The following is a 13813-nucleotide window of genomic DNA, read 5'->3' as shown; positions in this document are numbered from 1 at the left end:
ATCTTCTCCTATACTAGTTAGTATGTAATAAACTTGGAGGATGAAGCAACCGATGGATAAACGTAAGGTTATAGCTGCCTATAGGCGTGGTTTTATTTCTATTCAGGAATGTGCGCAAATTATCGGAGTGGACAGTGGACAAATGACAAGACTTGTTGATGATCCATTGCTGACGAGTGAAGGCACGGCGATACTTAGAAAAGATCGGTTAACAGCAAATTAACTGCACGCTGCCCGGGCTGGCGGATTTGTCATTTTAGATGACAGTTCCACCAGCCCTTTTTTTATACGGTTACAGCGGCTTTCAAGGTGTCCAAATTCTTGTCAAACCTGTAACTGTGTACTATAATGAGCAAAGATGTTTAGTGCTGTAAAGCATAGCAGGCGCTTGAAAGCTGTTTTGAAAATTTATAATTTTATAAGTGATGCATTTATAAAATGGTTTAAATTTCATCGCGAAACGAGCTTGTGCCGTCAATGGACTGTGTTAGTCGTTTACACTTGAGGAGGAGCTTTAGTTGACTTTAAGATATTTAACCGCAGGGGAAACACACGGTCCCCAATTAACCGCTATTATTGAAGGATTGCCAAGCAATTTGAAAATTGATTTTGAGGAACTGAATTTCCAGCTGCACCGTCGTCAGAAGGGTCATGGTCGTGGACGCCGGATGCAAATCGAGAAGGATACAGCAAACATCGTTGGGGGCGTACGCCACGGCAAAACGACTGGTGCTCCTGTAGCGCTGATCGTTGCAAACAACGATTGGAAGCACTGGACTTCCGTTATGAATATTGAACCGATTGAAGGCAGCGATGAAGAGAAGCGCCGCGTTCATCGTCCGCGTCCTGGTCATGCGGATTTGAATGGCGGACTTAAATATGATTTGAAGGATTTACGCAATGTGCTTGAGCGCTCTAGTGCCCGTGAAACTGCTGCGCGTGTAGCTGTAGGGGCGGTAGCTCGTCAATTTCTCGCGGAATTCGGAATTAAAGTTGCTGGACAAGTTATTCGCATCGGTGAAATCGAAGCACCAGCTAATCAGCTTTCCGTGGATGAGTTGATCCGTTTGACGGAGGAGTCCTCGGTTCGTGTCGTTGACAAAGAAACCGAACAAAAGATGACTGATTATATCGATCAAATTAAAGCAGAAGGCGATTCGATTGGCGGAATCGTGGAATGTATTATCGAAGGCGTGCCAATTGGTCTAGGAAGCCACGTACAGTGGGATCGCAAGCTCGATGGACGTATCGCGCAAGCGGTCGTATCGATCAATGCATTTAAAGGCTGTGAGATTGGAATTGGCTTCGAAGCAGCCAAGCTTCGCGGCTCGCAAGTGCACGATGAGATTATGTATGATGCAGAGCGCGGCTATCATCGTGCAACGAATCGACTCGGCGGCTTCGAGGGCGGCATGACGAACGGGGAGCAAATCGTCGTAAGAGGTGTAATGAAACCGATTCCGACGCTTTACAAGCCGCTTCGCAGTGTGGATATTGATACTAAAGAACCGTTTACGGCTCAAGTAGAGCGCTCGGACAGCTGTGCTGTGCCAGCGGCAAGCGTCGTGATGGAGCATGTCGTTGCATGGGAAGTTGCCAAAGCATTCCTTGAAAAATTCGGCGGCGATTCCATTGAGGAAATTCGCACCAACTTGAACAATTATCTTGAACAGCTAGGGCGGTATTAAAAATGCGCGAGCTTACAGTTGAACTTGGTGATCGCTCTTATCCTATCTATATCGGGGAAGGCCTCTTGAAGGAGGCATCCTCTTATTTTATTAAGCATGGCATTAGCCAAAAATCGCCGCTGCTCATCATTACTGACTCGAATATTGCAGACATTCATTTGCAAACGCTTGAGTCTGAGCTTGCTGGCGCAGGTTTTAAAACGGCAAGCGTCGTTGTTCCAGCTGGAGAAAGCTCAAAGTCGCTAGCAATGCTCGAAACGCTTGTCGCTAAAGCTTTGGAGGAAGGTCTCGACCGCAAATCTGCTATCGTTGCACTTGGCGGTGGTGTTGTTGGAGATCTTGCAGGATTTGTTGCCGCTTCATACATGAGAGGCATCAAATTCGTACAGGTTCCAACGACAATATTGGCGCATGACAGCAGTGTAGGCGGCAAAGTCGCCGTCAATCATCCGCTTGCCAAAAATATTATCGGTGCTTTTCATCAGCCTGAGCTTGTCCTGTATGATTTGAACACGCTGCAAACCCTTCCCCCAAGAGAAGTAAGCGCTGGTTTGTCGGAAGTGATCAAGCATGGACTAATTTGGGATGAATCGTTTGTCGCATGGTGTGAAGAGAATGCGGAGAAATTGCGCACTCTTGATGCGGAAGCACTTGGTTATGCTTTGTATAAAGGCTGCAGCGTGAAGGCGGCAGTCGTATCGAAGGATGAGCGTGAAAACGATTTGAGAGCGATCTTGAATCTGGGTCATACGATTGGTCATGCCCTAGAAGCGGTAGCTGGATATGGGGAGCTGCTCCATGGGGAAGCCATTTCCATCGGGATGGTAGGCTCTGCTAAGCTGGGTATGCGATATGGTGCTCCAGAAGAGGTATATACCATAACGAAGCGCGTTCTTGCGAAAGCAGGACTGCCAGTGCGGCTCCCTGAGCATTTGGACGTAGATAAGATTATGGAAGCAATGATGCATGACAAGAAATTTGCTGAGGGTACGATGGTTTTTGTTGTGCCAACTGCAATAGGTTCAGTTGAAATAAAATCCGATGTCCGCATCCAATGGGTACGTGAGATCGTAGAGCAATTAAAGCAGGAGGTGCAACAATAATGAGTGTTAGAGGAATTCGTGGTGCTATTACTGTAGATGCTAATGAAGAACAGCCCATTTTGAATGCAACGATTGAAATGTTGAATGGAATCGTGGCCGATAATGAGATCGTACCTGACGATATTTGCAGCGTGTTCGTGACGGTTACCAGCGATCTGGACGAGACATTCCCTGCTAGAGCTATTCGCCAAATGAAGGGCTGGGAGCTTGTTCCGCTTATGTGCGCGCTTGAAGTTCCGGTTAAAGGCAGTCTTGAGCGCTGTATTAGATTAATGGTTCTTATCAACACGGACAAGACGCAAGCGGAGATTCGTCACGTTTATTTAAACGGCGCGCAGGCGCTTCGTCCGGACTTATCTAAAGCATAAAGCTGTGACTTTAGCTCATAAAGAACAAATCCCTTTGTTGACGCATAGCTGTACGTTGTTGTATATTTAGTTACGTAAGTGAGAGTAGCAGAGTAGTTTTATGAGCTGAGTAGAGATGAGTCGAGATTAGTTGAGAGAAGCAGAGTTAGGCAATGAGAGATACGCGAGTTTGAGAAAAAGCTGAACGATCTTATGTGCAATGGCACACAGGATTGTAAAAGTGCTGCTTCAACGTATCTACACATGCGTCTTTTCCGCTTACACACTTCCGTCATCATCTAAACCAACGCTCCTGCTCTGGCAGGAGCTTTTTTTGTTTTTAATAATAGAATTTTCACTACTGAGGGAGGTTGTTCGGAATGTCAAATGAGCTGCAGCACGTCACCCGTCTTGCCAGTCAGTACAATTTAATTCCAATCGTTCGCTATATGATGGCGGACACTGAAACACCAATTCGACTATTCCAGCATTTTGCGAAAGAGGATCATGCTTTTCTGCTGGAGAGTGTCGAGGGTGGAGCGAAATGGGCGCGTTATTCGTTTATAGGAACGGACCCGTTCATGATGCTTTACGGTAAAAATGGTGAGATGGTGCTTGAGCATCACGGCGTGAAGCATGTGCTTAATGACAAGCCGATTGAGCTTCTAAAAGCTCATTTGCGTTCTTTCCGCAGCCCGTCGCTGCCAGAGCTTCCTCCCTTTACAGGCGGAGCAATCGGATTTTTCGGCTATGACTTGCTGCAATATTATGAGAAGCTTCCTGCCCACCGCATCGACGATTTGAATATGAATGACATGCAATTTATGTTTTGTGATCAAATCATTGTGTTTGACCACTTTAAGCAGCAGCTGCAAATCGTTGGAAATGTTCATATCGCCGAATGCTCTACGGATGCGGAAATCGCGAAGAGCTATGCAGCGGCAGTTGCCAAAATTGAAGCAACTATTGAACGTTTGCAGCAGCCGGTGACCATTCCAGTAACATCTGGACGCTCAATTGAAGTTGATTACGAGTTAGGTGACGTACAATCCAATGTGACGAAGGAGCAATTCATCGGAAACATTGAGAAGGCGAAGCAATACATTCGCGCAGGTGACATTTTCCAGGTCGTATTGTCACAGCGCTTTAGCATTGATACAGATGTTGATCCATTGCATGTATATCGCGTGCTCCGTATGATGAATCCTTCACCATATATGTATTATTTGAAGATGGGCGAGGAAGTTATTGTTGGCGCTTCGCCGGAAGCGTTAGTGAAAGTAACGGGCGACCGTGTGGAGACAAGACCGATAGCGGGAACAAGGCCGCGCGGCAAGACGCCGGAAGAGGATAAGGCTTACGAGGTAGAACTGCTTGCGGACGAGAAAGAGCGCGCTGAGCATTTGATGCTGGTTGATCTTGGCCGCAATGACATCGGACGCGTATCGGAGTTTGGTTCGGTAACATGTGATTCGTTTATGGAAATTGAGCGTTACTCCCATGTCATGCATATTGTATCGAACGTTTCTGGCAAGCTGCACAAGGATAAAGACTTTTTTGACGCATTTGTCTCTTGTTTACCGGCAGGCACTGTATCTGGCGCACCTAAACTAAGAGCAATGGAAATCATTGCGGAGCTGGAGAATGAAGCACGCGGCGCATATGCAGGCGCAATTGGATACTTGGGCTTTGGCGGTACAATGGATACTTGTATTACGATCCGCACCATTATTTTCAAGAACGGCAAAGCCTATGTACAAGCAGGAGCGGGAATCGTTTGGGATTCTGTTCCGGAGAGCGAATATTTGGAGACGGTCAACAAGGCGAAAGGCAGCCTTAAAGCCATTCGTGCGGCTGAAGCGATTTTTGCACAGCCAAAAAGTGCACCGGATTCCTTCAATTCCATTAACTCGGATTATTACGTCAAGGTCGGAGAGGGGATTGGTCAATAATGCAGGCAACCGAAGCGATAACGATGCAGCAAGCGCTGAACCAGCTTATTGGCGGCTCAAGTTTGACGAGGCAGCAAGCAGAAATGGTGATGAACATCATCATGAACGGCGAAGCAACAGCTGTTCAAATAGCTGGCGTCGTAACTGCGCTGCGGATGAAAGGCGAGACGAAGGAGGAGATAACCGGGTTCGCTGAGGCAATGCGCGCGCATTCCAGCCATCTCCATACCGAACAAGAAGGTTTGCTCGATACATGTGGCACCGGAGGATCAGGTATTCATAAATTCAACATCTCAACTGCTTCCTCCATTATTGCTGCGGCGGCAGGCATCCGAGTTGCCAAGCATGGCAATCGCGCGATGTCTGGGAAAACGGGCAGTGCTGATGTGCTGGAGGCGCTTGGCGTACAAATTACGATAACTCCTGAACAAGCTGCACAATGCTTGGAGGATATCGGCATTTGCTTTATGTTTGCTCAGTTGTATCATCCATCGCTTCGCCATGCTGCTGCTCCGCGGCGTGAGCTTGGTATTCGAACAATCTTCAACATGCTTGGACCGCTCACAAATCCAGCTGGAGCAGATAGACAGCTTCTTGGATTCTACGATCGGAGCCGCACCTCTACGGTTGCCGAGGTGCTCGGTGAGCTTGGACTGAAACGTGCCATGGTTGTAAGCAGTCATGATGGACTTGATGAAATTAGCATCTCTGCACCTACACAAATATCTGAGCTATTAAACGGTGTTGTGAAAACCTACGATGTTACGCCAGAGGAGCTTGGACTAACACGTTGGCCGATTGCGGAAGTTATGGGTGGTGAGCCGGAAGTTAACGCAGCACTTATTCGTTCTATTTTCTCAGGCGAGCAGCGCGGGGCTTATCGTGATATCGTGCTTGCCAACGCGGGTGCATGTATATATGTAGGCGGGAAAGCACAATCGCTTCGCGAGGGGGCAGAGATTGCTGCCAAGGTGATCGATTCAGGCGAGGCGCAGCGGAAGCTCGTTAGTCTTATTCATACGACAGGAGAGTTGGCAAATGTTTCTGGATAAAATTGTAGCTACAAAACGAACTGAGGTTGAGGAGCTGGCGGCTCGCTTTGACCTTGCACAGGTGGAGAAACAAATTTCGGAGATGGAAGCATGCCGCGGCTTTGAACATGCATTATCGGCAGCTGGCCGCAACAGAAGTATGGGACTAATTGCCGAGGTAAAGAAGGCGTCGCCATCAAAAGGACTGATTCGTGCTGATTTTGAGCCAACCACGCTTGCTGCACAATATGAAGCAGCTGGTACGGATTGTATTTCAGTGTTGACGGATCGTGATTACTTTCAAGGATCTAATGAATTTCTGCAGGCCGTGAAAAAAACGGTTAAGGTACCTCTATTAAGAAAAGATTTTACGATTGACCATCGTCAAATTTATGAGGCTCGCTTAATCGGAGCGGACGCAATCTTGCTCATCGCAGCTATTATGACGCCAACGCAGCTTGGTGAGTTTCATGATCTTGCGAAGTCGATTGGGATGGATGTGCTCGTAGAAGTGCACAACAAAGAAGAGCTGGAAGGTGTTCTTGAGCTGGACAAAGCAACGCTCATTGGTATTAATAACCGTGATTTGAAAACATTCGCTACGGATCTAAAAACGACCGAAGAGTTAATCGGACTTATGCCGAAAAATGTTACTGTCATTAGCGAGAGCGGAATTGCGGGTAATAGTGATATGGATTACTTAAAGTCAATCGGCGCTCATGGTGTATTGATTGGTGAATATTTTATGCGGCATGAGCAAGTAGGACAATCGGTTACTGACTTAATGGGTGCGGTAACCGTTCGATGAAGCAGCAGACACGTATCAAAATTTGTGGTCTAATGGATGTGCAAACGATTCAGCAGATGGATGGATTGCCCATTCACGAAATCGGCTTCATCTTTGCTCCCAGCAAGCGATTGGTGGAAAAGGCGACTGCATCGCAGCTTATATCAGCGGCTGCGAAGTTAAAGGCAGCTGGCGGTGAGCGCCCGAGAACGGTTGGCGTATTCGTAAATGAAACCTTTACTAATCTGCAAGAACTTTTGTTAGTCGCTCCTTTAGACGTGGTTCAATTGCATGGCAATGAATCGGCAGCGTTTTGCCAAATGGTGCGTGAGCAGCTGAACGTTCAAGTATGGAAAGTATTTTCCATGAAGAAGGAAGCCGAGGGCAGCTCGCCAATGTCTGCTCTAGAGCGATTAACGCCATACCGAGATGCTGTTGATGCCGTACTGATAGACGCACCTGGCGGCGGCACGGGTCAAACCTTCGATTGGGAAGCGATAAAAGAATATATGCAAGCAGCTGAAGAGCTTGGCATTACACTGTATGTAGCAGGTGGTCTACATGAAGGAAATGTACAAGAGCTGCTAAGGACATATGCGCCAAACGGGATAGATGTATCAAGCGGTGTTGAGACGGATGGACGGAAAGATATTGAGAAAATCCGATTATTTGTAAGAAGGGTGATGGAAGCATGACACAAGTACCAGATGAGAATGGACGCTTCGGCAAATTTGGCGGTAGATATGTGCCAGAAACATTAATGACAGCATTATTAGAGCTAGAGGAAGCTTATCAGCATTATTCCAAGGATCAAGCGTTTCAAGACGAGGTTACTTATTTGTTGCATAAGTACTCAGGTCGTCCGACTTCACTATACTATGCAGAACGACTTAGCGAGCATCTTGGCGGCGCAAAAATCTACTTAAAACGTGAAGACCTGAACCATACAGGTGCACATAAAATTAATAACACGATTGGTCAAGGCGTACTTGCCAAACGTATGGGAAAATCAAAAATCATTGCAGAAACAGGCGCAGGGCAACACGGCGTTGCTTCTGCAACGATAGCAGCTTTGCTTGGTCTAGAATGCAAAGTGTTTATGGGCGAGGAAGATATGAAGCGTCAGCAGCTTAATGTTTTCCGGATGCAGCTGCTTGGCTCTGAAGTTGTGCCAGTTCTATCTGGAACAAGAACACTTAAAGATGCATGTAACGAAACCCTTCGTTACTGGGTCAGCCATGTTGAAGATACTTATTATATTTTGGGGTCAGTTACAGGCCCGCATCCTTATCCGATGATGGTTCGTGATTTCCAGCGTATCATTGGCGACGAGGCTCGTAAGCAAATATTGACTGAAGAAGGTCGATTGCCGGATTATGTTGTTGCAGCTGTTGGCGGCGGAAGCAACGCAATGGGGATTTTCTATCCATTTATTAATGATGACAGCGTGAAGCTGCTTGGCGTTGAGGCTGCTGGCCGCGGTGTAGATACGATTGAGCATGCGGCAACAATGACCAAAGGACGTCACGGTGTATTCCAGGGCTCGATGAGCTATGTGCTGCAGGATGAGTATGGACAGGTTCAACCTGCGCATTCGATTTCAGCGGGACTTGATTATCCTGGTATTGGACCAGAGCATGCCTACTTGAAAGATTCCGGACGCGCTGAATACGTTCCTGTAACGGATGCCGAGGCGCTTGATGCGTTGCAGCTGCTATCGCGCACAGAAGGCATTATTCCAGCTCTGGAATCAGCACATGCGATCGCTCAGACGATTAAGCTTGCGCCTACGCTTGATAAAGACAAAGTCGTCGTTGTCAGCTTATCCGGACGTGGAGATAAGGACGTAGAAGCAATTATGGGTTACTTGGGGGTAAATAAGCATGAATCTCATTGATACAGCATTTGCAAGACTGAAGTCTGAAGGCAAAACGGCGTTAATTCCTTTTGTTACGATGGGTGATCCTGATCTAGCTACTTCGGTTGCTATCATCCAAACGCTCGAGAAGGCAGGCGCTGACATGATCGAGCTTGGCGTGCCGTATTCCGACCCGCTAGCAGATGGTCCTGTTATCCAGCGTGCATCTGAGCGAGCATTGCGCCATAACAGCATTACAATTAAGGATTGTATTGAAATAGCTGAGCAATCACGTGAGGCCGGCGTTAAAATTCCATTCATATTGTTCACTTATTACAACCCGGTGTTTCAATATGGGCTTGAAGCGTTTTTCGAGCTTGTACAGAGCAAAGGCATCAGTGGTCTTATTATTCCTGACTTGCCAATCGAAGAAGATGAAGAGGTTAGGCAGCTTGCGGAAGCAGCTAATGTGCATCTTATTCCTCTTGTGGCACCGACATCCAAGGATCGGGTAACACGTATTTCACGCAAAGCAAAAGGATTTGTCTACTGCGTTTCATCGCTTGGCGTAACAGGCGTGAGAGCTGATTTTCATACGGGTATTGATGAATTCCTCTCGATGGTTCGCGAAGCGACCGATTTGCCAATCGCGGTAGGCTTTGGCATTTCAAGCCGTGAGCAGGTTGCTCGCTTTGAAAAGCAATGTGACGGCGTGATCGTGGGCAGTGCGATTGTGCGTACGATAGAAGATGCTATTCCACTGCTGAATGCTGCAGATACGCGTGAAGCGGGACTTAAACAAATCGGCGATTTTGTTGCACAGCTTAAAGGGTAAATGGAATTTTTTGATGATGGAATTATACCCTACGAAAGTGGTTTGTAAGTGACATAGGATATTAATAATAGCGGAAAGCTCTCTAGACTTGGTCTAGGAGAGCTTTTTTTGCTTTATCGGGTTAAGAGAGGAATTTGTAGCAGGGAGCTGTTTTGGAGGGATTTCGGTACAGTGATTCGGGGGTGGAGAGGACGGATGGTAAAGCACAAGGATAAATGGGGAAGCACGAAGCTGTTGATTTGAAAAGTAACTTTTGAAGCTAGCTTACGGACATAGGATCCTTTATTTTAAAATAATTGGCTAAAAATATTATTTAACGGACATAGAATCCGCTATTTTATCTAAAAGGCGTTCAATTGTATGTAAATTTAAGAAATAAGGGATCCTATGTCCGTTATATCGAGAAAAAGCATGATTATCATCAAATAAGGGATCTGATGTCCGTTATTTGAATGAAGAACTTAAAAAATCATTTTCTAATGATGATTTTGAAGTGTTATTGGCATGGTAGCGGTGATTCTTCACTTCATTTTATATACAGAAACAGAACCATTGATTAAAAAAGTGCCTTCCGGTTAATAAGTTCATCAAACATATATCACAATTTCGATATAATCTTGCGCAATAGACCAATCTTGTGTTAAAAAAACTTTAAAACCTAACACAGATATGAGACAATGGATGTCGAGTAATGAGACTAGTCAATTATAAAAGAGGTGAACGGCTCATGCAGCCCAAAAGTAATATCGTCCACCTTCCCGTCTATCAACCCGGAAAGCCGGTTGAAGATGTTAAGAGGGAGCTAGGGTTAAAAGAAGTCATCAAACTTGCATCTAATGAAAATCCGTTTGGCTGTTCTGAACAAGTTAAAGCAGCAGTCATTGAAGAATTAGGCAATTTTAATATTTATCCAGATGGTGCGAGCGTTGAACTAACGGCTGCACTTGCGGAAGAGCTTGGCGTTGATTCAAACCAAATTATTTTTGGCACAGGTTCCAGTGAAATTATTCTTATGATTAATAGAGCGTTTATCGTTCCTGGCGACGAAACGATTATGGCGGACGAAACTTTCCCGCAATACAAGCATAATGCAGAAATTGAGAATGCAACGATCATAGAGGTTCCTCTAAAAGAAGGCAAGCATGATTTGCCTGCAATGCTGTCTAAAATTACTGAGCGAACTAAAATCATTTGGATTTGCAATCCGAACAACCCAACGGGTACCATTGTCACACTGCCTGAGCTTTCTGAGTTTTTGCAGCAGGTGCCAACGAACGTGCTTGTTGTACTTGATGAAGCCTATGGGGAATATATCGATGATCCGCAGTTTCCAGACGGAATACAATTGCTGCGCGAGCACCGCAATTTAATCGTGCTGAGAACTTTTTCGAAAATTTTTGGCCTAGCTGCGTTGCGGATTGGTTATGGCGTTGGGCATCCTGATGTCATTCGCTATACGAATCAGGTACGTGAACCATTCAACACGTCGCGAGCGGCACAAGCTGCAGCGAAAGCAGCACTTGCTGACAAAGCATTTATTGAATATTGTCGTGACCAAAATAAACAAGGTCTTGCTTATTTGTCGGAGCAATTTGATCGTCTTGGCTTATCTTACTTCCCTGCATACGGCAACTTCGTAATGGTAGATGTGAAGCGTCCATCACCTGAAGTATTCGACGGATTGCTGCGCAGAGGAATTATTTCAAGACCGCGCTGGACTTACTACCCGAATCATATTCGGATTACAGTTGGTACAAGTGAGCAAAATGAAAAATTCATTACAGCACTAGAACAGGTTTTGCAGGAATCGGCGGTGCAAGGATAAAGTTATGACGACTGTAGCGATTTTTGGAGTAGGGCTGATCGGTGGTTCGATCGCCCTTTGTTTTAAAGGAAAACCAGGTATTACAGTAATCGGACATTCAAACCGTCCCTCGCAGGTAGAGAAGTACATGCAGCGGGGTGTGGTTGATTTTGCAACGACTTCAATGCAAGAAGCGGCCGAGCAAGCAGATTTTATATTCGTTTGTGTACCGGTCGGCAACATTGAGGAATATATCGAGAAACTCAGTGCGTTTAAATTAAAACCCGGCTGTATAATTACAGATGCTGGGAGCACGAAGGCTTCTGTTATGGCATGTGCAAAATCACTCGATTTTGGACAAGCTACTTTTATTGGCGGGCATCCGATGGCCGGCTCTGAGCGTACAGGAGTTGAAGCGGCTTCATCGCATCTTTACGAGAACGCGTTCTATGTGCTGACACCTGATGAGAATACGCCTGAGGAAGCAGTGGAGCGTCTAGTTGAACTTCTCAGCCATACAAAAGCGAATATCGTAAAAGTTGATGCGAAAGAGCATGATGAGATTGCAGGCGCGATAAGCCATTTGCCGCATATCATTGCCGTATCGCTTGTGAACCAGGTTCGTGGATATAATGAAAATAATATGCTATATGAATCGTTAGCAGCAGGGGGCTTCCGCGATATTACACGGATAGCATCAAGCGATTCGATTATTTGGCGTGATATATTAATTAATAATCGCAAGGTTTTGCTTGAGCTGCTGCGCGATTGGAGCAAGGAAACAGATAAATTTGTGTCCATGCTGGAGAGTTCAGATGGGGATGCGATTGCTGAAGCTTTTGGAACAGCAGGTCAATTCCGCAGCAAAATGCCTGAGCGTCGCAAAGGCATGATTCATTCTGCATTCGACTGTTATGTCGATATTCCAGATCATCCTGGTATTATCGGTAAAATCACAAGTGAGCTTGGGAATAGCCTTATCAACCTGAGCAACATTCATATTATTGAGAGCAGAGAAGACGTGCCGGGCGTTCTAAGACTTTCTTTCCGAAGTCAAGAGTATTTGGATCAGGCTGTTATCGTACTTACTGCTAAAGGCTATGACGTACACCTTTAATCGGGTGTTCGTCATTTTTTGATTAAAAAAAGCGTTTACAATTTATTTCGAACAAAATGAAAACGCTTATTGACAAAATGGAAGCGTATACATATAATAAAGGTACAGTATGGTTTCTCTCCACTCCTATCCAAATCCTATAGTGCTCATCATGAGTACGGACCACCCTTCGGGGTGGTTTTTTTTTGTTTATAAGGTGACCTATCTGACAATGGCTGCGGTATAAGGATCTATCTAGTTGAACCTTAATATGAACGGGCAGGTTAGCATGGTGCTTGGTGGGTTACATGATTTTCGTAAATGTGGTAGAATATTCCATGTAAACCGAATTGAAAGGGGACTTGGAATGAGCACAAACAAGATCCATGAAACCCAGCCCGAAAAGGAACATTTGCACAGTAACTATAATTATTTAGATGAGAACCTTCGCTCTATTCAAAGTATTGAGGGTGGAGGACCAATGAAAAAAATAGATTTAAATTCAATGCCGCGTCCTCTAAAGATCTTCGGCTACTTTGTATTTTCAATTTTAGTGTTAATGGGTGCGGTAGCAGTCTTGATTAGTTTTATTCGTTATATTTAACAACATCACCACGCTGCTCAACTAACGGAGAAGGTTAGGCAATAGCACACAACGATGAGCAGGCACTGCGGTAGCCTGCTCGTTTTATTAATCTAACGGGCAGTTATGCGAAACAAAATAAAATTCGTCTTCGTAATTAGAAGGAAGTATGCTGAGTACAGCGACTCTTATGACTCTATCCAGGAGGAATTTCTCATATTCCAAAAAATCAGAAACCTATTCAAGACTCGACGACTTAAACACCAATTAAAATTACTCAAACCAATACATGTCATTTTGCATGAAAATAAAGAAGTCTTTGAAGATCATTGGCAAGCACGAACAGAAGCTTATGAATCGCTACCAGAAGAAGATATTCAAAGTATTTTAGTCTATACTCAAAAGAAACTAAATGAAATATCAAATTATTTGAATACCATTAAGTTCAATAAACAGTCAAAGGATGTTTTATTCTTCTTTACGGACTATGTAGATCATTTATTGAAATATCACAAAAATAAATTTGATATGAGGTATCACCTACAATACATGTATTTATATAGTGAATTATTATTAGGATCGCAAAGGTATATAGCGATTAAGAATAATTTAAGAGAAATTGAAGGGGGTTCGAGGAAGACGATTCATTAAGCTATACCAGCCAATAGGCTGTCAATATTTAATTATTAATGAAGAAAACGAAGGGTGCTATACTGGTAAAAAAGCATG

Annotated in this window: 13 protein-coding genes; all 13 read left to right on the top strand. The window is 45.0% G+C overall.

Features of this window, described 5'->3' with window-relative positions; all coding sequences use genetic code 11:
- The first annotated feature begins 52 nt into the window (after window positions 1-52).
- The 13 genes from BK120_RS35615 (at window position 53) to BK120_RS30815 (ending at window position 13105) form a co-directional block, all read left to right on the top strand.
- Window positions 53-223 (top strand): hypothetical protein, encoded by a 171-nt coding sequence (locus BK120_RS35615; RefSeq protein WP_179089935.1) that lies wholly within the window; start codon window positions 53-55, stop codon window positions 221-223.
- Window positions 224-518: 295 nt separating this feature from the next.
- On the top strand, window positions 519-1688 hold the full coding sequence (gene aroC, locus BK120_RS30870) for a chorismate synthase (RefSeq protein WP_076271339.1): 1170 nt from the start codon (window positions 519-521) through the stop codon (window positions 1686-1688).
- A gap of 2 nt (window positions 1689-1690) precedes the next feature.
- Window positions 1691-2791: a 3-dehydroquinate synthase gene (gene aroB / locus BK120_RS30865; RefSeq protein WP_076271338.1), complete on the top strand. Its 1101-nt coding sequence runs from the start codon at window positions 1691-1693 to the stop codon at window positions 2789-2791.
- On the top strand, window positions 2791-3159 hold the full coding sequence (aroH, locus tag BK120_RS30860; protein WP_076271337.1) for a chorismate mutase: 369 nt from the start codon (window positions 2791-2793) through the stop codon (window positions 3157-3159). Before aroB ends, aroH begins: the two co-directional genes overlap by 1 nt.
- A gap of 359 nt (window positions 3160-3518) precedes the next feature.
- Complete coding sequence (gene trpE / locus BK120_RS30855; protein ID WP_076271336.1) at window positions 3519-5090, top strand: anthranilate synthase component I; 1572 nt, start codon at window positions 3519-3521, stop codon at window positions 5088-5090.
- Window positions 5090-6142 (top strand): anthranilate phosphoribosyltransferase, encoded by a 1053-nt coding sequence (gene trpD, locus BK120_RS30850; protein ID WP_076271335.1) that lies wholly within the window; start codon window positions 5090-5092, stop codon window positions 6140-6142. Before trpE ends, trpD begins: the two co-directional genes overlap by 1 nt.
- Window positions 6129-6929, top strand: coding sequence for an indole-3-glycerol phosphate synthase TrpC (trpC, locus tag BK120_RS30845; protein ID WP_076271334.1), 801 nt, complete (start codon window positions 6129-6131; stop codon window positions 6927-6929). The genes trpD and trpC overlap by 14 nt, the downstream gene beginning before the upstream one ends.
- Entirely contained in the window at window positions 6926-7603 is a 678-nt protein-coding gene (locus BK120_RS30840; protein ID WP_076271333.1) for a phosphoribosylanthranilate isomerase, read from the top strand. Before trpC ends, BK120_RS30840 begins: the two co-directional genes overlap by 4 nt.
- Window positions 7600-8805 carry a tryptophan synthase subunit beta gene (gene trpB, locus BK120_RS30835; RefSeq protein ID WP_076271332.1) on the top strand — a complete coding sequence of 402 codons (1206 nt, stop codon included), beginning with the start codon at window positions 7600-7602 and terminating at the stop codon, window positions 8803-8805. Before BK120_RS30840 ends, trpB begins: the two co-directional genes overlap by 4 nt.
- The gene (gene trpA / locus BK120_RS30830) at window positions 8792-9601 is read left to right on the top strand and encodes a tryptophan synthase subunit alpha (protein WP_076271331.1); all 810 of its coding nucleotides are present in this window, start codon (window positions 8792-8794) and stop codon (window positions 9599-9601) included. Before trpB ends, trpA begins: the two co-directional genes overlap by 14 nt.
- A 727-nt stretch (window positions 9602-10328) precedes the next feature.
- Window positions 10329-11426 carry a histidinol-phosphate transaminase gene (gene hisC / locus BK120_RS30825; protein WP_076271330.1) on the top strand — a complete coding sequence of 366 codons (1098 nt, stop codon included), beginning with the start codon at window positions 10329-10331 and terminating at the stop codon, window positions 11424-11426.
- A 4-nt stretch (window positions 11427-11430) separates the two neighbouring features.
- On the top strand, window positions 11431-12522 hold the full coding sequence (locus tag BK120_RS30820; RefSeq protein WP_076271329.1) for a prephenate dehydrogenase: 1092 nt from the start codon (window positions 11431-11433) through the stop codon (window positions 12520-12522).
- Window positions 12523-12868: 346 nt separating this feature from the next.
- Window positions 12869-13105 carry a hypothetical protein gene (locus BK120_RS30815; protein ID WP_076271328.1) on the top strand — a complete coding sequence of 79 codons (237 nt, stop codon included), beginning with the start codon at window positions 12869-12871 and terminating at the stop codon, window positions 13103-13105.
- Window positions 13106-13813: the final 708 nt, after the last annotated feature.

The organism is Paenibacillus sp. FSL A5-0031 (assembly GCF_001956295.1).
GTDB lineage: Bacteria > Bacillota > Bacilli > Paenibacillales > Paenibacillaceae > Pristimantibacillus.
The sequence above is the reverse complement of the archived record's forward strand: the minus strand, read 5'-3'. Positions and strand labels throughout refer to the sequence as shown.